Raw genomic sequence first — 25397 nt, 5'->3', positions numbered from 1 at the left:
GCCGTGCGTTGCCCCATGTATAGGTCCACAGCCGACGGGACCCGGTGTATACTAATACCTCCTGAGGAGTGGCGGATAAGCAGAGCGCAACTAGAGAAGTACTGCAACAATGGAGGATCCGGGTGCTCTATATATGCTAGGTATATGTCGGCCAGGGGCAAATCCTAGCGTCTTAATTTGAGGTAAACCATAGAGATAGCCACCAGTACTCCTGCGAGCGCCGCCAGCGATGTGGGGAGCTCTTTCCCTGAATTACTAGCTACGCTGGGGGCGGTCAAGTTGAAGGTGAAGGAGGCAGGATTAACGGCAATGGGAAGCGTTAAGAAGAATTCGTACCTTATAACGCCGGTACCGTATATTTTTTTATAGGTTTTAGCCACCGAACTAAAATATTCATACCTCTCTATTGTTTTTGTAATATTGTATCTATAGTTTGATACTATAGAGTTAATTAGGCCGAGGTAGGGAAGCTCGCCTTCCAACGCCGTAGAGAGCGACTTGATCTGACCTGCGCTGTATTTTAAAGAGCTTGAGGCGGAGATTAGGTAGGCAACGCCGTCGTTAATGGGCGCAATTAGCCGGTTTATTTGGCTCGCCACAACCGTCAGGTTATTCGCTATATCCACCAAAGACCTGGAGGCGTTTGTTATTATCGGCGGCATTTCCCTCAACATGGCAGTGGCGTTCCGCCTCGTGGCCAGCGCCGTTTGATTCAACAAGCCTTCCACTTGGCCCAGCTGGCCGCCAATGGCCACCAAGGCGTTTCTGGTAGTGGAGACTATGCCGATTAAGGCGCCCACAGAGGTCTTGGCGGAGTCCACCGTGGATTGCAAGCTCCGGGTCAAATCAATTGCGTAGTCCAGCTCTTGGCTCAACGTCCTCGTTGCGTTTTCCACCAATGTATTATTTGAATTTATTTGATTAATTTTTTGTTTTATAGAAATAAGACTTAAATAAATTCTATTAATAGAATTTTCAGTATTTTGTAATGAGAAGTAAATTGTATATAAATTTCCTTCTATAGAATTGAGAGCCTGCACAGAGGTCGAGAGAGAGTTTTCATAGGCCTCTATCGCTATGGCTTGCGTTTCCAGCGCGTTGGAAAGGGCGGCAAGATAGGCGTATTCGTACTGTATAAGGAGCAACGATCTATTCAGGGTAGACGCCACGCCGAGAAGAGACTCCGATATGGCGGCCAGTTGGGAGTTGAGCGCCTTCACCACGTATTGCGACGCGTTTAAGCCTTTAGCCCCCTCCTCGAACGCCGCCGAGCTTAGGTTCAATATACTGACTAGGTTATTCAAATTATTTGTGGTGTTATATATTAAATTATTAAATAATTTAACAGCAAATGTTAAATTATTTAAATAGTTATATGTATTATTCAAAACAATTATAGAGCTGTTGGCTTGTTTTATATAGCCAGAGAGATCTATGTCCGATATTATCTCAACTGAGGGGAGATTCGCGGCGCCGAAGTCGCCGAAGTTTACGACTCTATACGATATAGAGAACGTCTTTTCATAGCCGACGAAGAAAGTCCACTGATATACCGTCGTGCCCCCCAGATTTTCAACTCCAGAGGGGGCCACATCGCTCATTATTTCGACGCCAGGCGGCCTCTGCACTAGCACCGTCACAGGTACGCTGAAGGGCATATAGTTCTTTATTATAAAGTTTATTTTAATTAATGAATTATTTGAACAATATAATTCATTATTTACTAATGACGCATTAATATATGTTATATTGTAGAAAATAGCTATAGGAGGAGGATAGGATCCGTTGGCCGGAATGTATATAACGGAGGCGCCGAAGGGAGGCACCACGCGGCTTAAATACTCCATGGGCCTTGAGGAGTTGTTGACTACGAAGTACATGTACTGATACGTCGTCGACACAACGCCGTTATACGAGGCGCTCGCGGATATGATTAATGTGGGCTCCGTAGCCCATACGACCGACGTCGACAGCAACAGCAACAAGGCGATTCTTATCTCCACGCAGAGTCTATAGCTCTGATCTTTTCATATATCTCTTTCGCCTTATCCACATCTATTCTTATTTCGCCCCTCGGCATCTCGCCGTCCAACACATACCCGCCTCTGACAGTGTAGACCTTATCCGCTATCGCCGCGACGTCGGGGTCGTGCGTCGCAATGAGGACTGTGGTCCTCCACGCCCTGTTTAGGGCCAGTATCAGGCTGAGTATGGCGGAGGCGTTTTCCAGATCCACGTTAGACGTAGGCTCGTCCAGTATCAGAAGCTCGGGGCTGTTGGCCAACGCGCGCGCCAGCGCGGCGCGTTGTTGCATGCCGCCCGACAGCTGGATGGGATACCTCTCCGCCGAGTCCTCGAGGCCGACGAGCCTCAATAGCAACTTGGCCTTGGCCTTAGCCAAGTCCTTGGGCATGCCTGCGGCCAGCATTGGCAACATCACGTTCTGCAACGCCGTTAGGTACGGGACTAGGTTATATGACTGGAATAGATAGCCTATTCTCAAGAGCCTGAACCGCTCCAGCCTCTTCTCGTCGAGACTCGTCACGTCGGTTCCCAGCACCACGACGACGCCGCTGGTGGGCCTGTCCAGAGACGATATTATGTTCAACAAGGTCGTCTTGCCGGAGCCTGAGGGGCCCATAAACGCCGTGATGGTGGCGCTGGGTATCTTGAGCGTTACTCCCTTCAACGCGTGCACCTCGCCGGCGGCTGTCCTATATACCTTGTGCACGTTCTCCAGATACACCGCCTCGCTCATCTCAAGATTTCCAGAGGTCGCAGGGTCACGGCCCTATATATCGGCATGAGGGCGCCTGCCAGAGCCACTAGAAGGGACAAGAAGACGCCCAGAGCAAACAACGACGGCATGAACGGTATGGGGACATCGAAGAAGTAGCCCAGCTTAATTAGTAGGTACTTGATCCCCAAAGCGCCGAAATAGCCGACGACGCCCCCGGCCACGCCGCCTAGAAAGCCCACCGAGGCTACCTCAAGCACGAACGCCAGCGCTATATCCCTTCCCGATATGCCGGTGGCCTTTAAGAGAGCTATCTCGCCTATACGTTCCCTCACTGTTATGGACATAACTGTGAAGGTAGTTAAAACGCCCGCCAGAAACGCTATGATCTCTATCACAAGGAAGAATATGTTCAGCATGTTGAATACTCTATTTATGGTGGACAGAGCGCTCTGTTGCGTGTATACCTCGGCTTGTGGATACTTCTGCTTCAACGCCTGGGCTAGGGGCTGTATCAACGATTTGTCCTTTAGGGTTATGAAGACCATGTTGTAGAAATCCCCTATACCCATCTGTTGTTGGAGCCAATCTAGAGGCACGACGACTAGGTTGAGGCTCATAGGGCCTATGAATCCCTTCAACAAGTTGCTCATTATGCCGACCACGGTCGCCTTGAGCTTTACAGGAGGCGCCACGCTACTCTGGTATACGTATATCGTCACGTCTCGCCCCAACGGGACGCCCAGCGTGGACTCGACCACCGCCTCACCTCCCGCATGCGGCAGTCTGCCGGCCTGCAACTCCACGTCGAAATAGCCTATATCGCTCAGAGGCACTCCCAGAAGCGTCACCGTCTTGTTCCCCAGAGTGCCCGTCAGCATGACCACAGGCTCGGCGCTTTGGACGTAGGGGATAGATCTTAAAGAAGAGACAAAGGCGTAGGGGATATTAATCGAATTAGAATAAATAAGTATATCTGCTGGAAATATTTGGTATAATTGATTCTTTACATATATTTTAGCCCCAACGCTTATAGTGCTCAGAGCCACCATCAGCGCCGCGCCTATGGCTATGACTACCACCAACAACAGGTACCTAGCCTTTCTAGCCCTCATGTCGCTGGTCGCCAACATCGTGATGTGGCGATACGCCATCGCGGATATTTTTGAACTAAATTATTTAGCGTTGTGAGGACGGCGTCGGCCTACGCCTTGCTCGCGTTGTGGATCGCCGTGTATGTCTATCTAGCGTTGCATGCGGCAAGGGTATTCGACGTGTTGGTTTACTCGGAATCCAAGCTAATGCCTAAAAATGTAGAACCAAATATAGTAAATAATATAATAAATAATGGATCTAAATCTAATAGCTCTTCCAATTTTATATTTATAGTAATATATGGGCCTAATCTTTCACACAAGCTTTCTCTAATTAACAAGACACTAGTTGAGGAGGGCTACAACGTGACGTCGCCGCTTACCATACAGTATATCGCCCAAAAAATATATTGGTTAAAAATAAATACTATATTAAATAATTATACCAATAAATTCTTTAATTATTTAAATACAATATATAATTCTACAAAAGATAATTGCATAAAACTTAGAGAGCTTAAGGAGGCGTACGAGGCGGCCAAGAGAAACGCCACGGCGTTGTTGTACGCCACGTATGGCGCCGCCCTGCTGAACTACTCAACGCCTCAGACGGCGAAGTTCCTCCAGTACTACCGGAATCTGTCGAAAACCTACGGCGTGGACGCGGCGGTGAGGCTCGCCGCCGATGAGGCCTACGGCAACGTGAGCTGGTTGCTCGAGGGCATTACGTGGAGAGACTGGGCCGCCGAGAGCTCGATAGATCTAGTGGCCGAGAGGATCTTATCGGCTAGATTGAACTCGTCGCTTATCCAGCTGGCCAGAAACGTGACCGAGCTAGGGGTCGAGAAGTACCTGTACCTACAGCTGGCTTCCCGACTGCCGCTTGCTCTAAGGCCCTACATACCGTATGTCCTGTGCGTCAATGAGACCGGAGCCGCCACCGACATTTTTAGGGAGTCTCTACTTAGGAACTTGACCTCGGAATATCCGCCGCCTACTATGTACACCATACCGCAAGCCGAGCAGTTGCTTTACGGCGATCTGTATGCCCTGGCGATAGCCGAGGGGACAGGCGTGCCTAAGCTTAACTACAGTTGGGCCGTCCCCGTATCTACCGGCATCCTCATGTCGCAGTTCACGGAGATCGTGACCTCCGAGGTGCCCGACATAGATAAGACAACGGCGATAGTCATGTTGGCGATTCTGCTTTTGGTGTTCGGCACGCTGATCGCGCCGCTGGTCGTGCTGGCCGAGGTGGGGCTGTCCTACCTCGCCCTCCTGGGGCTTATCTACTTGATCTCGCCCTATATGCCGCCCTACTACCTTTCGGTGTACATAGCGGCGCCCGTGGTCTTCGCGTTGGGGATAGACTACAACCTCTTGTTGCTCGGAAGATACGCAGAGGAGAGGAACAAGGGGGCCGAGCCCGCCAAGGCTGTTAGTGCGGCCGTCGGCTTCGGCAAACGCGCGGTTCTCACAAGCGCTGCAGTGGCCGGCTTGGCTCTCGGCAGTTTCGGCTTCTCCATCCTGCCATTTATGCAGACCATAGGGCTAGCTTTGGCGCTTTCCGTCATATTGGTATTGGCCACCTCCTTCACGGCAACTCCCGCGTTGATGACCGTGATGGGCGATAGGCTGTTCTGGCCGAGGAAGATAGAGGAGATCAGACTCCACGAAGGCCGCTCCAAGCTCCTGGGCAGATCCGTGGACTTCGCGCTTAAATATTCGAAAATATTATTAATATTATTTGTTATAATTACTTTAATTTTAATTATATTCATAATAAATAATATAAGAATAACTACAAATCCCATATCGGCAATGCCGGAGACCAAGAACAAGGAGGCGCTACGTATAGCCCAGACGTATTTCAGGAACGTGACGGCGTTATCTACTACATATCTCGTATTTACTAGGAGCCCGAACAACACTGTGCTCGGCTATATAACTGAAATACCCTATTATACAAATTATACTATATTTACAAAGGGAAAATATTATATAATATCATTAAAATTATCTCTAACTAGTACATCGGATGAATTAATATATATTTATGATAATTTAACTAAACTTAGGAAATACGGTCTTCTATATATAGGTGGCGATGCCGGCTGGAAACATATTTATTATACATATATATATTTATATTTTTGGCATTTTCAACTATATATAATTCTATTGAGCGTGATATTGGCTCTAATGGTGGCTCTTCGTAGCGTCATGACTCCTCTAAGGCTTGTCGCCACTGTGCTTATGTCTATGGTGTGGGGCCTCGCCCTCAACATAGCCCTATTCCAGATAGTAGGCGGCCAGCTGACGTATTGGCTACAGCCCGTCGTCCTTACAACTCTCCTAGTCGCCGTGGGGACAGACTACGATGTGTTTATAGTGTCGAGGATTAGAGAAGAGGTAGAGAGAGGTCTCGACGATAGGTCCGCAATAAGGACGGCTATAGTGACCACGGGCCCCATAGTCACGGGGGCCGCGTTAATCCTCGCCCTAGCCTTCCTCTCCATAGTCCAGTCGCAGTTGACGGTCCTACAGCAGATAGGGGCCACCGTGGCGTTTTCGGCTATTTTCGACGCCTATATAGTGAGGCCGTTGCTCGTCCCGGCGATAATGAACCTACTAGCTAAATACAACTGGTGGCCTTCTAAGTTGCATGAACGTCCGCGTTAGGGCGCTCCTACTCGACTTTTTCGGGACTCTGGCCAGGATCGACGACGAGGAGTCCTACCTACGCGACGTGGCCGCCGGGCTTTCGTCGGTCCTAGGCGTGAGCGATGAGAAGTCTCTGGAGTATTTCACTGAGGCTAGGAGGTTGGCCAACGCCGTGAGGGAGGCCTCTCTGGCAGAGATAACCGTCGACGGACAGGCGGCCTTAATATCGGCGCTGTCGGGAGGCGATTGGCGCGATATCCGCGCCGTTTTGGTCAACGCGATGCTGGACCACCTCGTGCCCGTGGACTACTCGCCGGAGTTTCTCAGATGGGCGAGTTCCCAGTACAAAACGGCGATAGTATCCAACGTGACCTGCAAATGCTACATAGAGGAGTTTCTGAGACGGCTGGGCGTCTCCGTCGACGTTTTGGTGACGTCGGACGTGGTCAGGTACCGGAAACCGCATAGGGCCATGTTCAGGATAGCCCTCAGAAGGCTCGGCGTTAGGCCGGAGGAGGCCGTCATGGTGGGCGACGACGACGTGGATTTAGGCGCCAGAGCCCTGGGCATACTCACAGTGATAATCGGGAGCAAGACGCGAGGCGATCTGAACTTCGGCAGTCTGGCGGAGCTTAGGCGTTGGCTGGAGGAGAATACATTTAATGCGTCGGTAACCCCTCGGCATGATCTGTAGCTCGTGGATCTGCGGCGAGATAAAAAGGCCGGGCTCCTGCGTCGAGGAGGACTACGACGTGCTGGTGGTGGGCGCCGGCATAGGCGGACTGGCGGCCGCCCAAGAGTTGGGCAGATACGGGCTCAAGGTAGCCGTCTACAGTGAGGGGCCTAGAGGCGGCCACAACGCCCTAGACGGAGAGCCGACCATATCGGGCGTCTCGGCCCGCGAATATATAAATAAGTATACGGTGGAGGTCGATAGAGGGGTTTTCGACGGCGAGGTCCTAATCTCCGGCGATCGGTGCATTAAGCCTAAGTTTAAGCATTTGGTCCTCAGCACGGGGGGCGTGGAGATGTACACGCCGATGCCCGGCTCGCCGCAGATTCTATTGGCCTCGGAGGCGCTCGCTGCAGGGATAAACGGCAAGAGGCTATTGGTGTGGGGGACCACCGAGTGGGGGCTCCGGGCGGCGATCGCCTTGGCTCGTAGAGGCAACCAAGTAGTGATCGCCGACAACTCGGCCTACCTACGCGACGTGAAGTACTTCCAGATGGTTAGAAGCACCTTGGAGAAGTTGGGGATAGAGGTAATACACTCGGCGGTGGTAAGGAGGTACAAAGACGGCGTGATCGAGCTGAAGGTGTACGTGGGGAAGAAGGGGACCGAGAATAGGAGGATCGAGGCAGACGCCGTTGTGTCGACGGTCAGAACAGCCAACATATACGTCCCGCTGAGGCTAGGCCTCAAGGTCTTCTATTCCTTCGAGCTCAACTCGTTGGTGCCTAGGCGCAACAGCTTCGGCGAGGTTTTGAGAATTGACGATAGGGGCAAGTCGGCCGGGGGCACTAACATATACGCCGTCGGCGAGCTGTACGGCGCCGTCTACGCCCACCTCGAGGAGGCTCACGGCAAATTGCTCGCGTCGTATATAGCGTCCAAGGAGGGCTTGGAGGACGCCGACAAGGTCGCCAAGGCTCTGGAGGAGTTCAGGTCCAAGATAGCCCTAGAGGTCAACTGGCTCTACAACCTCGACTTGAGGCTCAGTAGGGGGACCGACTACAGCGACCTGTACGTGGAGCCCAACGTGATAGACGCGCCCGGCTGGCCCTATTTCTGGCCAAACGACATCGACGAGATAGACGGCGACCAGGTAATATGTCCCTGCACGGGCCTGAAGCTCTCCGATTTCATGAAGGCCGTAGAGAGACTCAACAAGATGAAGATCGAGGTGCGGGTGACTAGCGACGAGGTGAACAAGCTCAGGCACATCAAACTGCCCACAATAGGCCAGATGGCTAAGGGCCCCAGCCCCTGTTTCGAGATATTCTGCATACCCAACATGGCCATAATAGCGGGGGCGATATACGCCCAGAAGCCCTCGTATCTGCTGTATGGACGGCCCAAGCAACTCTACGAGCAAGCGCCTTAGCCGTGCGGAGCTACAGCTATAGGTTTTAAACAGCGTAGCGGCGTCGTTCTGTGTGTCTGCGCAGGGCGGTTGAGGACGCCGTAGCGGGGGCGCCCCTGGACGACGAGGAGAAGCGGTGTTTAGAGGAGGCCGGGCTTTATAGGGACGGCCTTCTTGCGCCTAGGCCTTATCTGATATTTAGGGCTCTGCAGAGCGGGGCGAGGCTGGATCTGGCGAAGCTGTCGCGTCTGCTTAGCTGGCAGGATTTCGAGGAAGTGTTGATGTACATATTCGAGGGGTGGGGCTATTCAGCCCAGAGAGACGTCAGACTAGACTGCGGCGGCCGCAGATTCGAGTTCGACGTGGTTGCGTGGTCCCGCGAACGGGTCTTGGTCGTAGAGGCTAAGCATTGGAAGTACGGCGGAGGTAGGTGGGCGACCGTGGCCAGAAACCATTTGGATAAGGTCGCTAAGTGTCTCGACAAGCTGAGATCGCTAGCGCCTAGAGTACTTCCTGTGGTAATTACGCTTAGTTCTGTTAGCGATATCGTTGAGGGAGTGCCCGTGCTTTCCATAGCTCTTCTTGCCGACTTCTTGAGAAACGTCGATAACTTGGACGATCAGATCCTTGTATTGACGTAGGCAGTCCTCGCAGGCGTAGACGTATAGATCCATGTGCAACTCTGCTTTTAACTTGACTACATAGAGCTTATCGAAATCTCTAAGGCAGAAGAAGCAACGGGTCACACCTTCTCCGTCTTCTCGACAGCGACTTCCGGCATAGCCAAAATCTTTGTAACTCTATGCGGCAACAGGTAGTGCTCGGCGAGCTCTAGAGCAACGGCGACCAGGAACATGATAGGGCCAGCCGAAGAGAAGGCGTTAGATACGGCGATTACCGTTAAGCCGTTCTGCTCGGAGAATATCAAAGGCAACGGCGACGCGAAGACTATCGACAAGACGGCAACTGAGACGGCGCTACCCCTCGGCCTAACGCCTTTCCTAACCTCGTAATAGCCCGCGGTCGCGATCGCGATCGCCGATATGACCCAGCTAACTAGATACGGCACCGAGAATAGATAGTATTTGTCATAGCCGACGGAGATATACGATCTGCCGACTTGAAAGCCCGGAGCAGGTCCAACGGCGTATACGACTAACCCTATATGTGGTATCGCCAGAAGGGCCAGCAACACTATGCCTATCCACAACAGCCTCACCGGTGTTTAGTAGTGAGGGGTTTTTAAGCTAGAGAACGTCGTTCTCGTGGAAAACACCGCAATAGATTCCAGGAGATTTCGCTGTTTGTAGCCCAGCATCTTCTTGACCGAATAGTTTAAATTATCCCCTGGGGCTCTTGACGTGCTTTTACAAATATGGTTGCCGGCGGCCATAGTCGCCTTGATTGCGGCGCTCATAGCCGCCATATTTATACTTAATAGGAGATCGCCGCCGCAACAACAGCAACCTCTGAGGGCGTATACCCCAGGCGAGCAGGAGATCTTGAACCAGTTGGCATACATCAGGGATAGGCTGGAGAAGTTTATCCCGCCCTACGGCCGAGTTGGTTACATACCGTCAAATGCGGCCGAGTTGGCGCAACTCCTAGGATTTCATTATGTCAAGATAGGCCAAGAGGAATATGGAAACCTGCCTGAAATTAATGGTATTGAACAATACCTGGACCTAGATCTAGATGAGGCGCAATTGAAGATAAAAGATAAGTATATTTATATAATAAAGAAGAACGATAAAAGACTAGTAGCAGTAGGCGATACCTACCTGGACTACCTCACGATAAAGTTCCTGGAGGACTTTTTAAGCTACCTCTAGGATACGCGGAGGTGATGAGCTAAGGGTCTGGCGAGCAGTGAAGAGGCTCAAGTAGCTGATTTCAGCTCCTCATCGATTCTGCCCTTCCTCCTTCTCCTTAGAAGAGAAGCGATAGTATGTAGGTTAGATAAGATAAGTAAGACGAGGCCGAATAAGGCCAACGAATCCTCTCCGCCTATTAGACCCAGCACTATCAGGGCAGAGCCGTAGGCCATCATTATGTAGACGAACACTTCAGGAAAATCCGCCAAGCATATATCCGCTTCAGACACGATATCGGGAAAAACGAGGATGGGTGCCTTAACGGGTTAACTGCAACTCCCCACGGGCTCCACTACTAAGGGTGTCTCGGCCTCGACGACTCTCACCCTACATCCCTTTCTAATGTTAACTCTGGAGATCGCCTTCCAGTACTCGCCCAACACCAGTACGTAACCCGGCCTATCCGGGCCTATATCGTCTACGGCGATGCCCTCGAGCCCTCTCAGTGTGAGGAGCTGCTCCGATACCGGCCGCCGTAAGTGTACGGCTACGGCTTTCCACGCTATGAAGGCCACCACGCCGGCTAGGATCGCCGACAGCGCTATCGCGGAGCCCACGAGAGGCCAATAATCGGCTACCACCACGGGCTGTCTCTGTAGCTGGAGGGGCGGGAAGAGGCTCAGGAAGCCCAATATGACCAAGACGGCGCCCGTCCCCTCGAGAATACCGTGGGTGTAGCCCCCCGAGAACATGCCGGCGAATAGCAGAGCGACCCCCATTGCGAATAGGATCGCCCAGATCCAGCCGGTGGACACGTAGGGTATTACAGATAGCAGGAACAACACTACGCCGAGTCCGGCGACTAGGGGGTGGCCCGACGCGATCGCCGCGATGACTATGAGTAGCGCCAGCAGAGATAGGATGCTCTCCACGAGGGGATCCATTAACCACGCCTGGAACATCTCGCCGAAGGTGGGCTCTATCCTTATCAACGCAGGGCTCTGCACAACCACAACGACTTTATGCCCGTCGAGGAGTATAGACGTCCCGTTTATCTCGTCTAGAAGTTGCCCTATGTCGTTGGCCACGAAGTTTATGACATGATAGCGTAGTGCCTCCTCCGCGTTCAGGTTAAGGTTGCGCTCGACGCAGAGATAGGCGTAAGTTGAGTTTCTGCCATACGACTCCATGATAGTTGCCAAGTAGCTGGCCAACGCGTTGAGTATCTTGGATTCGTTTATGGGCGTCGTGCCCTGTATAGGCTGGCAAGATCCTATAACCGTGTGCGGGGCCATGGCGGCTATATGAGTGGACAAAAGCAGATAGGTACCTCCGGACCAAGCATAGCCGTAGTCGGGATAGACGAAGCCTATGACTGGCGCCGACGAGGAGCCTATCATCTGCATGGCTTGAAGCGTAGAATCCGCTAGCCCGCCCGGCGTATTCAGCAACACCAGCACAGCGCCGGAGTTCTGCTCGGCGGCGTTTATGGCCCTTGACAGTTGCGACACGGTATAGGGCCCTATCGTGTTGTCCACAGAAACTACGTACACCACTCTGACGTAGTATATTTGTTGCGCCCAGATTAGCTGGGACGCCAGAAAGACGAGAATTAGCGTCAGCGGTATAACCCTCCTCCCCATCAACTCTGCTGGCCTTGCTGAGGAGTTCCGCCTCCCTGTTGCGTAGCCTTTGAGAGAGCTAGGGGCAACGCCACGAACTCGAGAGACGACGGCGTAACTATTATCAAGTTGTGCTCTCTGGCCATCTCAAGAAGGGCGTCGATCTGCCTCAGCTGGACGGCTACAGGGTTCTTGGCATACGTCTCGGCAGCCTCTAGGTATATTTTACTGGCCTCGTATTCAGCGGAGGCTATCGTTATCTTGGCCCTACGCAACCTCTCGGCCTCGGCTTGGGACGCCATGGCCCTCACCAGAGTTTCGGGTAGCCTTATGTCGCGTATAGCCACGCCGGTCACCTTGACGCCCCACGGCGTGACGTGCTCGTCTACTATTTCGGCTATCTTCTTGGCTATCTCCTCTCTGTGGGATAAGAGCGTGTCGAGGTCCACCATGCCGACGACGTCCCTCAGAGTAGCTGCGGCGAAGGTGGCCACGGCGGGGACGTGGTTCTTAACCGTCACCGCTACCTTAAGCGGATCCACAACCCTCTGATACACGGCCGCGTCTATCGTGACCTCTACGTTGTCCTTAGTCAAGGCCTTTTGTTGAGGCACATCGACGACCTCTATACGTAAATCGTAGCGCACGATCGTATCTATTATAGGCACTATGAAGACGAGGCCCGGCCCCAACAAACCCGTGATTCTCCCCAGCCTGAACCTCACCGCCCTCTGGTATTCGGGGATTACCTTTATGGCCGACCCAATCAAGGAGAGGACTATTATGAGCACTATAAAAATGACAACGGCCGTGAGCACCAACCCGATCTGTAGCAACATACACAAATACTATCCCCTTAATTAAGTTGGTGAGGATTGCGTGGGGACGGTCTGAAGATCTGATGATAAGTCCGCGCACCGATCAGAGGCGAGAAAATCTCTTCACGTTATCGGCCAGTCCTGAGCTCATCACTGGAGTGGAGGAAGGAAATAGATAAAAACAACGAAGGCGGTAGGTTGCCGATGTTGAAGCTCGACGAGATTTTAAAAAACCTTGAAGAAATAGATAGAGCAATAAAGGAAGCTGAACAAATTAAACAGAAGGTTCAGAACAATACAAACAAAATTATAGATAAATATTCTAGCCAACTAAACGCCATAGTCGACTCGATAGTGAGAAAGACGGTGCAAGATTATAGAGAGAAGGCGCTAAAGGAGGCTAGGGAGGAGGCCGCCCGCATTCTGCAAGAGGCTGAGCAGAGGAGGAGCAAGTTGCTTGAGTCGTTTAACAAGAAGAGGCAGGAGGTGCTTGACGCCGTGCTGAAACAACTAGGTTTATGAGCTCTATACTGAGGAGGCCTAGCCTAGGCCCCAGAGTTAGAGGTCTTCGAGTTAAATCGCTCCCGAGAGATAAGGCAGTAGCGCTCGCCTATGCCAGCTCTCCAGATGAATATCTAAATGTCTTAAGAACCACTCAATATCAAGTTTCTATAGATAAATTGACAAAAGATACGTTGAATGACTTAAGAGAACAAATTATTAAAACATATATGAACAACGTGAAGGAGCTGTATCTCGGCGTGCCTGAAGACGGCAGGGAGGTAATAAGGCTCCATCTCAGACGCTTCGAGTACGAGAATATTGAGTATATAATTACCGCGATAAGATCGGGCAAGAACCCCGAGGACTTTGTAATAATGGAGCCTCTCGATTTTACCGGTCGGCGCTATGTCGTGACCTCGCTTCTGGGGGCAAGGAGCGTCGAGGAGGTGGGTGAGAGGCTTAAGGCTCTGGGGCATCCGGCGGCTGGGGCGTTTGAGCTAATGCAGAAATTCGGCTATGATAAATTTACTATATTTATAGATAGGCAATGGATATTAGATTATACAAAGTTTTTAAAAGAATTACAAGATAAATCTATTGATAAATTGATAGATACATTAACTACGTATTTCGATGTGGTGTTGGCCGTTAGGGCTAAGATATGGGGTCTCTCCCCCGAGGAGATTGCGTCTCTCACCACCGGCATGCCCTCTGGTATCGTCAAGGAGATATTCGACGCCACTGCGCGCGGCGAGGTCGCCAAGACCTTGGACTTGATATCCGGGATCAAGCCGTGGGGCCAGGTTATCGCCTCCATGGCTTCTGAGGAGCCCACGTTCGAAAACCTCTCGGTGGTCCTCGACAACGCCTATCCGGCGATAATGAGGAGGCTCGCCGACGCCTGTATCGTAGAGTGTTCTGAGTTCTCCTTGGGCTCGTTGCTGGCGTCGTTGGAGTACATGAGGGCAGAGGCCATGCTCATAGTCAAGGCAGCCGCCATGTTGGTAGAAGGCGTCTCTGTAGAAAAAAGGCGCAGTTACTTCGCCCCCCTGACGCTTATTTAGCAGCAAGTATAAAGCTTATCAGCAATCCGTATATAGCTATTGCCTCCGCCAGCGCCACGAATATTAGGTACCACACGCGCTCCTGCGGCTTCTCGACGAGGGCCGATATAGCCGCCGCGCCGGCTATGCCCACGCCTATGCCGGCTCCCAGACCTGCGAGGCCTACGGCCAAGCCGGCCCCTATATATTGGTTGCCCGATTGGGTCGTCTGCGCAAACGCAGCCGCGCTCAGCAACAGGAGAGGCAATAGGTATTTGGCCGCCATGGCCCACGGTGTTTTACCGTGCTTTTAAATATTGCCTTAGCCTCTCTATTTGGACATCGATCTCTCTGATAGATTCGTCGAGCTCCTTCTTGGCCTCGCTGAGAATTTTTTCGAGTTCTTTATCTATAAGCTCCTTTATCTGGGCCTCAAGCCCCTTCATAGACATCGAAGCCCTCTTGCGAGCTGTTTTAATCGTTTACGGCCGCTAGCTCTGGGCCGCCGCCGTGATGATCTTCCGCCTTATGAAGTCTTCCCTCTCCTGTTCTTCCAGCGCTAGAGTTATGTACTTGATGGTTTCCTGAATCCTTGGAACTATCACGTAATCTATTGCGTTGATCATGCGCTGGTACTCCCTGACTCTGTTCAGAAGCGTGTAAAACAAGGTCTCCTTCTCGGCGAACGAGATTAGTTTAGGCAACAGATCGCGCATCTTTACTAGTGCTAGGTCCAGCTCAGGCGCCTCCGCTATCAGGCTATAGATAGGGTACTTGCCGTAGTTCTCCACCTCCAAGCCCATATAGAGGCCTCTATTGACTAGAGCGACGGCGGCCGTCTTAGGCGTCATCTCGGCCAACATATCCAGCCTATCGATGCCCTCCTTGGCGGCCGCCATCTTGAAGAGGTCCGATATCTCCGAAAACCGCGCCGCTATCTCGGCTCTATCTCTTTCGAGCTCAGCTATAAGCGCTCTTATTCTCTGTATAGTGCTGTTCCTCGCGTCCTCCAACGTCTTTTTTATCCTCATGAAAAGCTGGAGCCTCCTCCGCTGGTTGATCAACTCCAGCCGCGAAGGGCTCACGCGCGAGGACACTGCCTCTAGGCGGCGCCTCTTTAAAATTATTGCGCTACCAACTACATGGAGGCCAAGACTAGAGCGGGTTCCAAGGTCGATAAAGTGGCCGGCGTGAGATCTGCCGACATAGCCAACGCTGTGAGGTATATAGTGGCTGGCGACAACGGCGATTACTATCTCGTAGCGCTGTCCGGCGATAGGCCGCTTTATGCGTATTCCATAAGATACGAGCCGGCCGGATACTCAATTCTAGGGAAGGCCGAGCTCAAATGCGCCAAATGCGGCGGATCTCTAACCAAGTTCTACGTCTATAGGGATCTATACGGCGAATGCGAGAGAGGGCATTTAAACCACGTGGGGGTGATTGTCGCGTGGCTGAGGCCTGGAGAAGAGTCAGAAGAGTCGTAGAGGACAGCGATGTAGTCCTCGAGGTGCTGGACGCCCGGGACCCCCTCGCTACGCGCAACTTAGACGTGGAGAGGCTTGCCGAATCTTTAGGCAAACGGATTATAGTTGCTATAAATAAGGCAGACCTAATTCCGTTGGGGGTAGGGCTTAGATGGAAGCGTTGGTTCGAGTCGCAAGGGCTTCCGTCGGTGTTCTTCAGCGCTAAGGAGAGGCTCGGCACGAGGAAGCTGATGGCCTACATAAAGAGGCTGGCGCCAGCGGTCCCGGTCAAGGTTGCCGTAGTCGGGTATCCAAACGTGGGAAAGTCCACGATAATAAACTACCTCAAGGGCAGACACGTCGCGTCGACGAGCCCGAAGCCCGGCTGGACCAGGGGCGAACAGCTGGTGAGGGCCAAGAGCTGGCTATTGGTCATAGACACCCCTGGCGTCCTCACGGCCGAAGGCGCCGCGGATCCGGCGATCGCCGTGGTCCGCGGCGCGGTGGATCCAGGCAGAGTCGACGACGCGGTGCCCTACGCCGTTGCGTTGATAAATAGAGTGCTCAAGCTCAACCCCAAGGCCCTCGAGATATACGGATACGCGGGCTCGTCGGCTGAGGAGGCGCTCGAGTACGTCGGCAGGCGCTATGGGCGTCTGCTGAAGGGCGGCCGCGTAAACATCGACGAGGCGGCCAGGAGGGTCTTAGTCGACTGGATAGAGGGGAGGCTCACCTATTGGTACGAGCCGGACAGCCTGCTAGCTCTTGCTTGAGATCGCGTTCGTATATCTCGCCCCGCGGCTCTTTCTCCTTGAACAACTGCGCCTCGAAGACGTAGACCTTGGTCCTCTCGTCAAGCCAACAATCGGCATGTAGCCAGGCCTTAAGGCATCCGTTCGAGAGGAACTCCTCGGAGTCCCAACATTCCTCCACAGGCACTTGGGGCAGAAGGAGGCCGGAGTAGAACCCTCTCCTTATCACTATCCCATGCCTCCCCACCTCGACAGACTTTAAGTACTCCTTGGGGTTGGGAGGCAACTGCCTCAACGGGCTCAACACAGACACCTCGAACACCACGTCGTCCAGCTCGTCGCTCGTCATGGCGGGGAAGCGCGGATCTTGGCAACACGCGGCTATGGCGCTGTATATAGTCGCGTACGCCACGTTCCTATAGCCCTCCGGATAGCCTATACAACCCCTCAACTCCAGCTTTCCGCCCGCAAGCTTCTCCACTGTCGTGAAGACGCCGTAGGGATCCCTCAACAGCCTCTCTGGCGTATCTGCCGGAGGCTCTATTATCACGCCGCGCGTCAAGTATTCCTCCACGGCTCTTCTGGCCAGCCTGACTAGGAAGGCCCCTTCCTCGAGGGAATAGGGACGGAAAGACATGTCCTTAAAAACGGCCCCAAAAATATATTCATGCCGCGGTGCTCCGTCTGCGGCCGCGACGTCAATGTGGCCAAGATAGCGTACGTCCGCGGAAGCGTATTCGTGTGCGACGACTGTTTTCCCCAATATTATGTCAAGGAGGTCTGTAGGGTCGTCCAGAGAAGGCTTAGAGGCGAGAACCCTGTCGCGTGTATATATTGTAAATATAAGAAGATATGTGACGAACATGTCTCGAAGACGCTGAAGTCATTGGCTTAACACGGCCAGGAAGAAGCCGGGCGCATCGAAGACGTTGGGCATAAAGCGTCTGCAATTGCCGCATCCCCAGCCTTCTACAGCCCTCGGCACGTATATCGACACGGTCTTCAGCCCGAGCTCCTCGGAGGCCCACAGCACGTTCCCCTCGTTTTCTGTGAACGTAAGCGTGCAGGTTGAGTATATTACGTATCTGGCCAATCTGGCCGCCGCGGCTATGAACTGCCTCTGGTAGCGCGCCAAGGTCTCTACGTCTCTCATAGAGATCGTGTGGCTGAGCTTAGGCCTAACGCCTAGATCACTACAGGGAGGATCTACGAGCGCCACGTCGCCTCTTAAGAACGGAAAATCCCTATCAACATACCGGCTGTCGTGCACCAACACGTCGACGAGATGTTCTAGGCCCAGCCTCCTGGCGTTTTCGATTATTCGCTCTACCTTAGGCCTCGACCGGTCGAACGCTATCACGTGGATTGACAACTGCGCCATGTGGGTGGTCTTCCCGCCCGGCGACGCGTTTAGGTCTATCGCCCTTCTGGCGCCCAAGGCGGCGGCCAGTCTGCCCGCCCACATGGCCGGCATGCTCTGGTCGTAGAAGTAGCCCCTCGCGAACTCCTCGAGCTCCCTGAGCTTCGGAGCCTCGTAGACGCTCCGGAGGGTCCTCACTGCGAGCCCCCGCCTATACTTCACCATGTCGAGCCCGTCCATCTCGGCGACGCCGTAGGCCACGACCTGCCCATCCGGGCTAACGACGTTTACCTCGTCGCCTCTACGCACACCGGGCGCCTTGAGGACGCCCGGCGCATAGAGATCGCTACCCATATACACGCTCTCGGCGGCCCGCTTTTCGGCTACGACCTCTTTCCTGGCCGAGGGCACGTTGAAGGGTCCCCTTATTGGGATCCACAGAGCCTCCTCTAGATATTCGTCGCGATATACGGAGAACCTCTTGGATAGCCGTTCGACGAGCTCTTCCGGCGTTATTTTGACAGTGTTTGCCCTAATGTAGTATCTATGTGGGGGCCTCTTGATCGCTAGGAGGATTCTCTCTATCTCCTTATCGCTTATATATTGAAGAAATTCATTATATAGATCTTTATCTATTCTTATTCCATTAAAATCAATCCACATTAAGAGTTTTTAATTAGCTGGGCGAGGAGCTCCTTGGCCTTGACCGTGGGGTTAGATCTGACGAGGCGCCACAGCTCGGAGTTTTCGTCCAATACATACCTATAGCTTCTGTTCTTGCCGAGACCCTCGGTATTCGCCCTCACCAAATTCTGCCTCGATAGCCTTTTCAAAAGCCGGGCGGCCCTGAGTATAGTTCTGTGATCGGAGCCGTACCCCGTCATTTTAGCTAAAGAAGCCGCCCTTATGCTTACGACCTTTCCCTTTGAATTTTTTATCAACGACACTAGAGCATCTACAAGTCTACGTTCCAAATGATCCAAGTCCATATGCCCCACCTCAAGCTTATTTTTAAGCTTTTCTTAATATACATCTAAAATCCATTAAGGCCATGGCCTTAAAAGCTTATACCGACCAGAAGCGTGCAGAATATTCGCTCCTGCCTAAGACGATCTCTGGGCCACGAACCTCTTGATATTCCTATCAAGCGGTTGCGTCAGTAGGCCCACCTCGGTTATTATAGCGGTTATATATTTAGGCGGAGTCTCGTCGAAGACGGGGTTGTAGACGTCGATATCGGTCATCGTCACGTACACGTTACCGTGTGCTGTCCTGACCGTTCTGACCTCGTCGGGATCGCGCTCCTCTATGCGGACCTCCTCAGGCTTATGCTCGAGGTCGAAGGTGCTGGTGGGCGCGGCTACGTAGAAGGGCACGCCGAATTCGTGGGCCAATACCGCCTCGTTCAAAGTGCCGATCTTGTTATAGACGGTGCCGTCGGCGAGGATTCTGTCGGCTCCCACTATCGCCAAGTTCACGAGCCTCCTCCTCAAGACGAGCCCTACGGCCGTGTCGGCTATTAGCTTGACCCTGACGCCGTTCTCTCTGAGCTCGTAGGCGGTAAGCCTGGCTCCCTGTTGCCACGGCCGGGTCTCGGGCGCTATGACCGAGACGTCTATGCCCAGATATTTAGCCACATAGATAGGCGCCGTCGCGGTGCCTAGAGCTCCGGTCGCCAAACTGCCGGCGTTGCATTGGGTTAAGACCCAGTCCCCCGGCTGTATAAGCTGGACGCCGTATACCCCCATCCTCACCTCGGCGTCGAGCTCCTCGTCGAATATCCTGTTGGCCTCCGCGACTAACTCCTCCCTCAACTCCTTCGTGTTTTTGACGGATCCAGCCTCAACTAACGCCTTGGCTTTGCCATACATTCTATTCAAGGCCCAGAACAGGTTCTGGGCAGTCGGCCTAGTCCTAGACAGCTTGTCTCTGGCCAGCTCCAGCGCCTTCAAGGCGTTGTTGAGGTCGCCGACGTCGCGCTCGAAGAGGGCAAGGGCCATGCCGTACGCGGCGGTTATGCCTATTGCCGGCGCTCCGCGGACGGCCATGTTCCTTATAGCGTCGGCGACCGCGTCGACGGTCTTCAGCTCTAGGTATCTAGTCTCGAAGGGGAGTAGCCTTTGGTCGAGCAGGACCAGCCTATCGCCTTTCCATTCTATAACTTTCAGCTTCGGCCTAAAGTTGGCCTTTATTTCCTTAACCAGATCCTCTACGTTCATGGAGAGGCGCGCCCAGACACTATTTATACATGTTCCTGAGAGACAGCTTCACTAAGGCCAAGTTCCTCAGGGCGTCGTATGATACGGGTAGCTTCTTCCCCAGTTCTCTCAAGACCTCGTCGCATCTATCTATCTTGGAGCAGAAACAGGAATAGTCGGGGCATTGGGCTAGGGCCTCGGCGACGTCGTCGCCCATTTCGGCTAAGGCGGTCAATATATGCGCCGCCGCACGTATGAACGCCAACGTCAACGCCCCCACCAGCTCGTCTATCGAGAGGAACACGTAGTCGGGCAGAGTAACCACCTCGACGCCGAGCTCCTCGGCCAGCTTCTTAGCCGACTCGTCAGAATAGCCTCTGCAGACAACCATGGGCCTTGCGTCGAGGAGCTTTGCGTTTATGTAAGCCTGCCTTATCCCGGATACGTCCACCTTGCCCGCCTTTATCTCGATCGCGTACAGCCTCTTATCCGTATCCTCCGCGAGTACGTCCACCTCGCCGAGCTCCACATCGCCTTTCATGATCTTGTACCTATGGGCTAGAGGGGTGAGGCCCAACGTCGGTAATAGATCCATAACGAAGGTCTCGAACTTGACCCCCATGCAACACGAAACATTTTAAATTACTATTTCACCGCCTTCGATGAAGATTTTAGTGCTGGGTTGCGGCAACATAGGCAGATTCGTCTCCCGCCACCTACATGATAGGGGTCATGAGGTGGTCACGGTGGACGTGAAAGGCGGAGACTGTCCCGGGATCGTAAAGAGCGACGTAGGGTCGCTGGAGGTTAAGTCTGTCGACTTGGCCATAGGCGCTCTGCCGGGCCCGGTCGCGTACAAAGTAGCCAAGTACGTCCTAGAGCGCGGCGTGGATCTCATAGACGTGTCCTACATGCCGGAGGATCCGCTGTCTTTGCACGAGGTGGCTAAGGGATCGGGCGCCCGTTATATCCCGGACGCCGGCGTGGCTCCTGGCCTCTCCAATATGTTAGTCGGCCGTCTGATGTCGGAGATCCCCCGGCTAGAGCAGATCAAGATATACGTGGGAGGCGTTCCAAAGACTCCGGTGGGTCCTCTGGGCTACTCGATAACCTGGAGCCCCTACGACCTAATAGAGGAGTACACGAGGCCTGCGCGGATAATACGCGGGGGGAGGGTCGAGTCGGTGGATCCGTTGTCGGACGTAGAGCTAGTGGATACGCCGTTAGGCGAGATGGAGGCGTTCTACACAGACGGCTTGAGGACCTTACTGAGAACCGCCAAGATCCCCAACATGTTCGAGAAGACCTTGAGATGGCCGGGCCACGTGGAGCGGATAAGGCTGTTGAGGGATCTCGGGCTGATGTCCGACGACGTGGTTGAGGGCGTGAGGCCTAAGCAGGTGCTGGCCGCGCTTTTGGGCCGTCTGAGGTTCCAAGTGCCCGACGTGGTCTACATGAAGGTGGCCGGCGAGAGCCCAGATGAGAGGATAACCTACGAGGTGGTTGTCGAGCCCTCTGGCGAGTGGTCCGCCATGCAGAGGGCAACCGGCCTCACCGCTGCCTCGTTGATAGCTGTCGTTAAGGATCTGGATCCCGGCGTCACGCCGCCGGAGATGATAGGAATGAGCAATAAACTTATGCCGAGAGTCCTCGCCTACTTGAAACAGAACGGCATAAACATAAACGTGGAGAAGGTGACGAGATCCGTCTTGTAATGCCCGGCCTAGAGGACCAGCTGAGGAGGCCTGTGCGCGGGATGCGCGATATAACCCCAGAGCAGTTCTACGCGTTGAGGAGGGTAGAAGACAGCCTTTCGAGAATCGCCGAGGCCTTCGGCTACAGACGCGTCGAGACGCCCGCCGTGGAGCACTTCGAGGTTCTGGCCAGGAAAGCCGGCCGCGAGATAGTGGACGAGATATACTACTTCAGGGATAAGGCCGGCCGGGAGCTTGGCCTGCGTTTCGACATGACGGTGCCAGTGGCCCGCGTCTTGTCGTATAGGCTCGAGGAGCCTAAGCCCGTGAGATGGTACTACTTCACGAAGGTGTGGCGCTACGACGAGCCGCAACACGGGCGCTACAGGGAGTTTTACCAGTTCGGAGTTGAGTTGGTGGGCTCGGACAGCCCCAGAGCTGATGCGGAGGTGTTGGCGCTGATGGCCAAGTCCATAGAGGCAGTTGGCGTGAAGGACTACGTGATAAGGCTCAGCGACCGCGCGGCGATGGACAAGGTGCTTGCATCGCTAGGCGTCGAGGGATCCCGCGAGGAGGTGCTCAGGATACTGGACAAAAGAGGCAAGGTGCCGGACGACGAGATCTTGGATATGTTGAGGAGGGCCGGGCTGGGCGGAGGCGCGGCCGAGGCCCTCATGGCCCTAGTCTCGGAGCAGAGGCCGGGCTCGGAGGCTCCCGACCTCTTCTCGAAATACGACAAGAGCCTCGGCGAGAGGTACAGCCGAGTCGTGAAGGCCCTAGACGCCTATGGGGTGTTGGACAGACTCGTCGTGGACCTCTCCATAGTTCGTGGGCTGGACTACTACACGGGCATGGTCTTCGAGGCCTACGCCGGCGAGTACAAGCTTGCAGTGGGCGGAGGCGGCCGCTACGACAACTTAATAGAGCTGTACAGCGGTATTAGGACCCCGGCGCTGGGCTTTGCCATAGGCGTGGAGCGGCTGATGGAGGCGGCCGGCATAGCTCCGGCCGAGTATCCGCTTGACTACTACATATACCCCATGACGGAGGACGCGTTCAAGGTAGCCGCTGAGGTGGCGGAGGCCCTAAGGAACAAGGGGGCCTCCGTAGCCATAGACCTAGGAGAGCTTACGTTGAGGGAGGCGCTGGAGCACGCGGCGAAGACCGGCGTGAGGCACTTCGTGATCATAGGCAAGAAGGAGCTGGAGAAAGGCGTCGTCAAGATACGCGACATGCGTAGACGCGTCGAGCTCGAGGTCGAGCTCGGCAGAATTAGGGAAGGATTACAGTCCCTTTCTGCCACCTGAAGACTTGATAGCCGTCCTCAAGCGCGCCTATCGCCGCCCACTTACCCCCATTCCTCAAAAACCTCAACGTAGCAAGCACTTTGGGCCCCATAGACCCCTCCGGGAATTGGCCCTCGCGATATAGCCTCTCCAGCTCAGCCGCGGCCACCTTGTCGAGCTTTCGCCGACGGGGCGTATTGAAGTCGACGTATACGCCGTCTACGTCGGTGAGTATTACGAAGGCCTCAGCTCCCAAGGCGTTTGCCAGAACTTGGCTTGCGAGATCTTTGTCGACCACCGCCTCGACTCCGCCGCGCTTAGAGACAGGCACGCCTCCGCCCCCCGACGCGATCACGATATGGCCTCTATCCAGAAGCGCCCTTATGGCCTCAGCCTCCACGACAGCCACGGGCTCCGGCGAGGGCACGACGCGCCTCCAGCCCCGCCGCACGTCCTCTCTTACGGACCAACCGTACTTGGCCGCAAGCCTCTCCGCGACCTCTCTGGGATATGCAGGGCCTATAAACTTCGTGGGGTTCTTGAAGGCTTGGTCCTCCTCGTCCACTAAGGTCCTCGTGACCACGGCGACGGCTCTGCCGGGGCCCAAGATCTCGTCTATGGACTCCGCCAGCAAATACCCCAGAAGGCCTTGAGTGGCGGCGACCAACGCGTCGAGCCTGAAATATCGTCGTTCGGCCAACAACTGTAGCTCGTCGAAAAAGCCGACTTGGGGACCGTTGCCGTGAGTGACGACGACGCGCACGCCGTCCTCCTCCGCTATCTTGGCGACGACCTGTGCGGCTATTCTGATATTTCTTATGTGCTCTTCCTGATCCATGGGCATCCCCGGTCTCACAAACGCATTTCCCCCAAGGGCCACCACCACGAGCATTCTAGAAATGTGAATAGAAGCTAATAAGGTTCACTATATATAGAGGCAGTATAGATGTATTTAGAAGTAGCGTGTTTGTTGTTGCTGTTGGGGGCCGCCCCCCTGTTGGATATAGATCGGAGGCGGCATCCCCAGCTCCCTCAATATCAGCGAGGCCTCGAACATGGCCATCTGCATCAGAGGAACCGCGATGTGCGGAGGGAGGTTCCTGGGATCGACCTCCCCCTGTATTACGGCGACGCCGCGTATGGTCAGCGTGACCGCGTTGGGGTTGGTAGTGAGCGCGAGGGCGAACGGTAGCTCTAAGACGTTGCCCCTCCTCACCGCCCTATCGGCCTCTATCTGGTAGTTCATCTGTAGCTGAAGGGGAGTGTTGGGCGGCGGTGAGGCGACCCTCTCGGCATGTATGTAGTCGAAGCGGATGCCGGCCAAGCTCATAAGCTATAATAAAGGCGCTATTTAAATCGTGGCGGCCATAGTTGTCGACAGGAGCGCCGACATAGTGCTGGTCAAAGACGTCGAGGTTGTCGTGTCGCCTCTGTGCGGGGGACAGCCGCCGCCTCTAAGGCTCTCCCCGCCCTCTCTGGAGCTCTTCGCGAGGGCCCTCCGCGCCGCCTATGGAGGCGACGTCGCGCAATATCTAGTAGACCAGAGAGTCCTAGGCCTGGACGAGATGGACCCGGTCTTGCTCCTCGGCCAACTGCCTCTTGAGAAATCCCACCTAGCGTTCCTGCTGCCGTACAGAGGAGTTGCGGCTGGCTGCGTATCGGCCTACCCAACGCCCGCATTGGCCGCTATAGCTACGCTGAGCAACGCGCCCGCCTCAGCCGCGGTGGATTTCCGCTGGGATCTGTCGGGGCTCGCCGAGGTGATGGACCTCGCCGCGCGTCTAGGCGTCGATCTACAAGTAATCGTCCCTAGGCCCGTCGAGGCGCCAGGCGAGGTGTACTTGACCGAGTCGGTGCCGGGCTACATAAGGCGCCGTCTAGTGGGCGCGTTCAAGGGCAACGTGGGCCCAGGCGCCGAGGAATTTACGCCGATAATCAAGAAGCCTCAAGGCGGCGGCCGGTGGAACGAGGTGGAATACTGGAGAGCCGCGGAGAGAGTGGCCGAAGTCCTCGGCATGCGGCAGGACAGCCTAGGAGAGATCGCGGAGCTGGGCTTCCTCGCACACAGGACAATACTCGACCTAGGCATAGGCCCGGGCCAATTGGGATACCTAGTCAAGTGGGGTCTACTGGAGCCCATAGCGGGCGGATATAGAGCCGGCGATAAATTGCTGTATCTGCTCTCGCTATCGGGGTCGGTCCGTCGTTAGCAGCTCATCGGTCGCCCGTCCGGTTTCTCCCCATCGGCAGTTATGAAACCT

General features: G+C 54.2%; 31 protein-coding genes. 14 read left to right on the top strand and 17 right to left on the bottom strand.

Annotation, left to right across the window (positions count from 1 at the left end):
- Window positions 1–3 precede the first annotated feature (3 nt).
- A complete protein-coding gene (locus TUZN_RS10960; protein ID WP_148678561.1) occupies window positions 4–168 on the top strand; it encodes a metal-binding protein in 165 nt (54 codons plus the stop codon).
- Here TUZN_RS10960 and TUZN_RS02240 read toward each other — a convergent pair.
- The 3 genes from TUZN_RS02240 to TUZN_RS02230 form a co-directional block, all read right to left on the bottom strand.
- Window positions 165–1640, bottom strand: a complete 1476-nt coding sequence (locus tag TUZN_RS02240) for a hypothetical protein (RefSeq protein WP_237698256.1) — start codon at window positions 1638–1640, stop codon at window positions 165–167. The genes TUZN_RS10960 and TUZN_RS02240 overlap by 4 nt on opposite strands.
- A 353-nt stretch (window positions 1641–1993) precedes the next feature.
- Entirely contained in the window at window positions 1994–2758 is a 765-nt protein-coding gene (locus TUZN_RS02235; RefSeq protein WP_013679299.1) for an ABC transporter ATP-binding protein, read from the bottom strand.
- Complete coding sequence (locus TUZN_RS02230; RefSeq protein WP_148678560.1) at window positions 2755–3891, bottom strand: ABC transporter permease; 1137 nt, start codon at window positions 3889–3891, stop codon at window positions 2755–2757. The genes TUZN_RS02235 and TUZN_RS02230 overlap by 4 nt, the downstream gene beginning before the upstream one ends.
- 501 nt (window positions 3892–4392) lie before the next feature.
- On the opposite strand from TUZN_RS02230, the gene TUZN_RS02225 reads away from it, so the two are divergent.
- The 4 genes from TUZN_RS02225 to TUZN_RS02210 are packed head-to-tail and all read left to right on the top strand — an operon-like array spanning window position 4393 to window position 9220.
- Window positions 4393–6513, top strand: a complete 2121-nt coding sequence (locus TUZN_RS02225; RefSeq protein WP_237698255.1) for an MMPL family transporter — start codon at window positions 4393–4395, stop codon at window positions 6511–6513.
- Window positions 6497–7189: an HAD family hydrolase gene (locus TUZN_RS02220; RefSeq protein WP_013679296.1), complete on the top strand. Its 693-nt coding sequence runs from the start codon at window positions 6497–6499 to the stop codon at window positions 7187–7189. The genes TUZN_RS02225 and TUZN_RS02220 overlap by 17 nt, the downstream gene beginning before the upstream one ends.
- Window positions 7179–8600, top strand: coding sequence for an FAD-dependent oxidoreductase (locus TUZN_RS02215; protein ID WP_013679295.1), 1422 nt, complete (start codon window positions 7179–7181; stop codon window positions 8598–8600). Before TUZN_RS02220 ends, TUZN_RS02215 begins: the two co-directional genes overlap by 11 nt.
- Before the next feature lie 50 nt (window positions 8601–8650).
- Window positions 8651–9220, top strand: coding sequence for a nuclease-related domain-containing protein (locus tag TUZN_RS02210; protein ID WP_013679294.1), 570 nt, complete (start codon window positions 8651–8653; stop codon window positions 9218–9220).
- 101 nt (window positions 9221–9321) lie between these two features.
- Here TUZN_RS02210 and TUZN_RS02205 read toward each other — a convergent pair whose 3' ends face one another.
- Window positions 9322–9798, bottom strand: a complete 477-nt coding sequence (locus tag TUZN_RS02205; protein ID WP_013679293.1) for a hypothetical protein — start codon at window positions 9796–9798, stop codon at window positions 9322–9324.
- Window positions 9799–9940: 142 nt separating this feature from the next.
- On the opposite strand from TUZN_RS02205, the gene TUZN_RS02200 reads away from it, so the two are divergent.
- Window positions 9941–10411, top strand: a complete 471-nt coding sequence (locus tag TUZN_RS02200) for a hypothetical protein (RefSeq protein WP_013679292.1) — start codon at window positions 9941–9943, stop codon at window positions 10409–10411.
- 47 nt (window positions 10412–10458) lie between these two features.
- Here TUZN_RS02200 and TUZN_RS02195 read toward each other — a convergent pair whose 3' ends face one another.
- The 3 genes from TUZN_RS02195 to TUZN_RS02185 all read right to left on the bottom strand — a co-directional run bounded on the left by TUZN_RS02195 (window position 10459) and on the right by TUZN_RS02185 (window position 12854).
- The gene (locus tag TUZN_RS02195) at window positions 10459–10644 is read right to left on the bottom strand and encodes a hypothetical protein (RefSeq protein ID WP_013679291.1); all 186 of its coding nucleotides are present in this window, start codon (window positions 10642–10644) and stop codon (window positions 10459–10461) included.
- A gap of 75 nt (window positions 10645–10719) precedes the next feature.
- Window positions 10720–12036 carry an NfeD family protein gene (locus tag TUZN_RS02190; protein ID WP_013679290.1) on the bottom strand — a complete coding sequence of 439 codons (1317 nt, stop codon included), beginning with the start codon at window positions 12034–12036 and terminating at the stop codon, window positions 10720–10722.
- Window positions 12036–12854, bottom strand: coding sequence for a slipin family protein (locus TUZN_RS02185; protein WP_013679289.1), 819 nt, complete (start codon window positions 12852–12854; stop codon window positions 12036–12038). Before TUZN_RS02185 ends, TUZN_RS02190 begins: the two co-directional genes overlap by 1 nt.
- Before the next feature lie 183 nt (window positions 12855–13037).
- On the opposite strand from TUZN_RS02185, the gene TUZN_RS02180 reads away from it, so the two are divergent.
- Window positions 13038–13355, top strand: a complete 318-nt coding sequence (locus TUZN_RS02180; protein ID WP_013679288.1) for a hypothetical protein — start codon at window positions 13038–13040, stop codon at window positions 13353–13355.
- Window positions 13352–14401 (top strand): V-type ATPase subunit, encoded by a 1050-nt coding sequence (locus TUZN_RS02175; RefSeq protein WP_013679287.1) that lies wholly within the window; start codon window positions 13352–13354, stop codon window positions 14399–14401. Before TUZN_RS02180 ends, TUZN_RS02175 begins: the two co-directional genes overlap by 4 nt.
- Here the strand turns inward: TUZN_RS02175 and TUZN_RS02170 are convergent.
- From TUZN_RS02170 to TUZN_RS02165, 3 genes are read right to left on the bottom strand one after another with little or no spacing between them, the layout of a single operon-like run.
- Window positions 14394–14666: an ATP synthase subunit C gene (locus tag TUZN_RS02170; protein ID WP_013679286.1), complete on the bottom strand. Its 273-nt coding sequence runs from the start codon at window positions 14664–14666 to the stop codon at window positions 14394–14396. The two genes, TUZN_RS02175 and TUZN_RS02170, sit on opposite strands and share 8 nt — an antisense overlap.
- A 13-nt stretch (window positions 14667–14679) precedes the next feature.
- Window positions 14680–14826: a hypothetical protein gene (locus TUZN_RS11285; protein WP_013679285.1), complete on the bottom strand. Its 147-nt coding sequence runs from the start codon at window positions 14824–14826 to the stop codon at window positions 14680–14682.
- Between the two features lie 45 nt (window positions 14827–14871).
- Entirely contained in the window at window positions 14872–15477 is a 606-nt protein-coding gene (locus TUZN_RS02165; RefSeq protein ID WP_013679284.1) for a V-type ATP synthase subunit D, read from the bottom strand.
- A gap of 45 nt (window positions 15478–15522) precedes the next feature.
- Between TUZN_RS02165 and TUZN_RS02160 the strand changes: the two genes are divergently transcribed.
- Both TUZN_RS02160 and TUZN_RS02155 read left to right on the top strand, forming a co-directional pair.
- Window positions 15523–15867: a hypothetical protein gene (locus TUZN_RS02160; RefSeq protein ID WP_052886017.1), complete on the top strand. Its 345-nt coding sequence runs from the start codon at window positions 15523–15525 to the stop codon at window positions 15865–15867.
- Window positions 15831–16619: a GTPase gene (locus tag TUZN_RS02155; RefSeq protein WP_013679283.1), complete on the top strand. Its 789-nt coding sequence runs from the start codon at window positions 15831–15833 to the stop codon at window positions 16617–16619. Before TUZN_RS02160 ends, TUZN_RS02155 begins: the two co-directional genes overlap by 37 nt.
- Here the strand turns inward: TUZN_RS02155 and TUZN_RS02150 are convergent.
- A complete protein-coding gene (locus tag TUZN_RS02150; RefSeq protein ID WP_013679282.1) occupies window positions 16576–17235 on the bottom strand; it encodes a TIGR00296 family protein in 660 nt (219 codons plus the stop codon). The genes TUZN_RS02155 and TUZN_RS02150 overlap by 44 nt on opposite strands.
- A 30-nt stretch (window positions 17236–17265) precedes the next feature.
- Between TUZN_RS02150 and TUZN_RS02145 the strand changes: the two genes are divergently transcribed.
- Window positions 17266–17493: a hypothetical protein gene (locus TUZN_RS02145; RefSeq protein WP_013679281.1), complete on the top strand. Its 228-nt coding sequence runs from the start codon at window positions 17266–17268 to the stop codon at window positions 17491–17493.
- On the opposite strand, the gene TUZN_RS02140 is transcribed toward TUZN_RS02145, so the two are convergent.
- The 4 genes from TUZN_RS02140 to TUZN_RS02125 form a co-directional block, all read right to left on the bottom strand.
- Window positions 17482–18621, bottom strand: a complete 1140-nt coding sequence (locus tag TUZN_RS02140; protein WP_013679280.1) for an RsmB/NOP family class I SAM-dependent RNA methyltransferase — start codon at window positions 18619–18621, stop codon at window positions 17482–17484. The two genes, TUZN_RS02145 and TUZN_RS02140, sit on opposite strands and share 12 nt — an antisense overlap.
- Window positions 18621–18956 carry a RepB family plasmid replication initiator protein gene (locus tag TUZN_RS02135; protein WP_338064481.1) on the bottom strand — a complete coding sequence of 112 codons (336 nt, stop codon included), beginning with the start codon at window positions 18954–18956 and terminating at the stop codon, window positions 18621–18623. Before TUZN_RS02135 ends, TUZN_RS02140 begins: the two co-directional genes overlap by 1 nt.
- Before the next feature lie 105 nt (window positions 18957–19061).
- A complete protein-coding gene (locus tag TUZN_RS02130) occupies window positions 19062–20177 on the bottom strand; it encodes an S-methyl-5-thioribose-1-phosphate isomerase (RefSeq protein WP_013679278.1) in 1116 nt (371 codons plus the stop codon).
- Between the two features lie 19 nt (window positions 20178–20196).
- The gene (locus TUZN_RS02125) at window positions 20197–20778 is read right to left on the bottom strand and encodes an endonuclease (RefSeq protein WP_013679277.1); all 582 of its coding nucleotides are present in this window, start codon (window positions 20776–20778) and stop codon (window positions 20197–20199) included.
- Window positions 20779–20818: 40 nt separating this feature from the next.
- Here TUZN_RS02125 and TUZN_RS02120 point away from each other — a divergent pair, with 40 nt between their 5' ends.
- Both TUZN_RS02120 and hisS read left to right on the top strand, forming a co-directional pair.
- Window positions 20819–21871 (top strand): saccharopine dehydrogenase family protein, encoded by a 1053-nt coding sequence (locus tag TUZN_RS02120; RefSeq protein WP_013679276.1) that lies wholly within the window; start codon window positions 20819–20821, stop codon window positions 21869–21871.
- Window positions 21871–23157, top strand: coding sequence for a histidine--tRNA ligase (gene hisS, locus TUZN_RS02115; RefSeq protein WP_013679275.1), 1287 nt, complete (start codon window positions 21871–21873; stop codon window positions 23155–23157). Before TUZN_RS02120 ends, hisS begins: the two co-directional genes overlap by 1 nt.
- Here hisS and TUZN_RS02110 read toward each other — a convergent pair.
- Both TUZN_RS02110 and TUZN_RS02105 read right to left on the bottom strand, forming a co-directional pair.
- Window positions 23123–24028 (bottom strand): amino acid kinase family protein, encoded by a 906-nt coding sequence (locus tag TUZN_RS02110; protein WP_052886014.1) that lies wholly within the window; start codon window positions 24026–24028, stop codon window positions 23123–23125. The two genes, hisS and TUZN_RS02110, sit on opposite strands and share 35 nt — an antisense overlap.
- 60 nt (window positions 24029–24088) lie before the next feature.
- The gene (locus tag TUZN_RS02105; RefSeq protein ID WP_013679273.1) at window positions 24089–24466 is read right to left on the bottom strand and encodes a hypothetical protein; all 378 of its coding nucleotides are present in this window, start codon (window positions 24464–24466) and stop codon (window positions 24089–24091) included.
- A 28-nt stretch (window positions 24467–24494) separates the two neighbouring features.
- Between TUZN_RS02105 and TUZN_RS02100 the strand changes: the two genes are divergently transcribed.
- Window positions 24495–25346 carry a hypothetical protein gene (locus TUZN_RS02100; protein ID WP_013679272.1) on the top strand — a complete coding sequence of 284 codons (852 nt, stop codon included), beginning with the start codon at window positions 24495–24497 and terminating at the stop codon, window positions 25344–25346.
- The last annotated feature ends 51 nt before the right edge of the window (window positions 25347–25397 follow it).

It is taken from the genome of Thermoproteus uzoniensis 768-20, assembly GCF_000193375.1.
In the GTDB taxonomy this organism is placed as follows: domain Archaea; phylum Thermoproteota; class Thermoprotei; order Thermoproteales; family Thermoproteaceae; genus Thermoproteus; species Thermoproteus uzoniensis_A.
The sequence above is the reverse complement of the archived record's forward strand: the minus strand, read 5'-3'. Positions and strand labels throughout refer to the sequence as shown.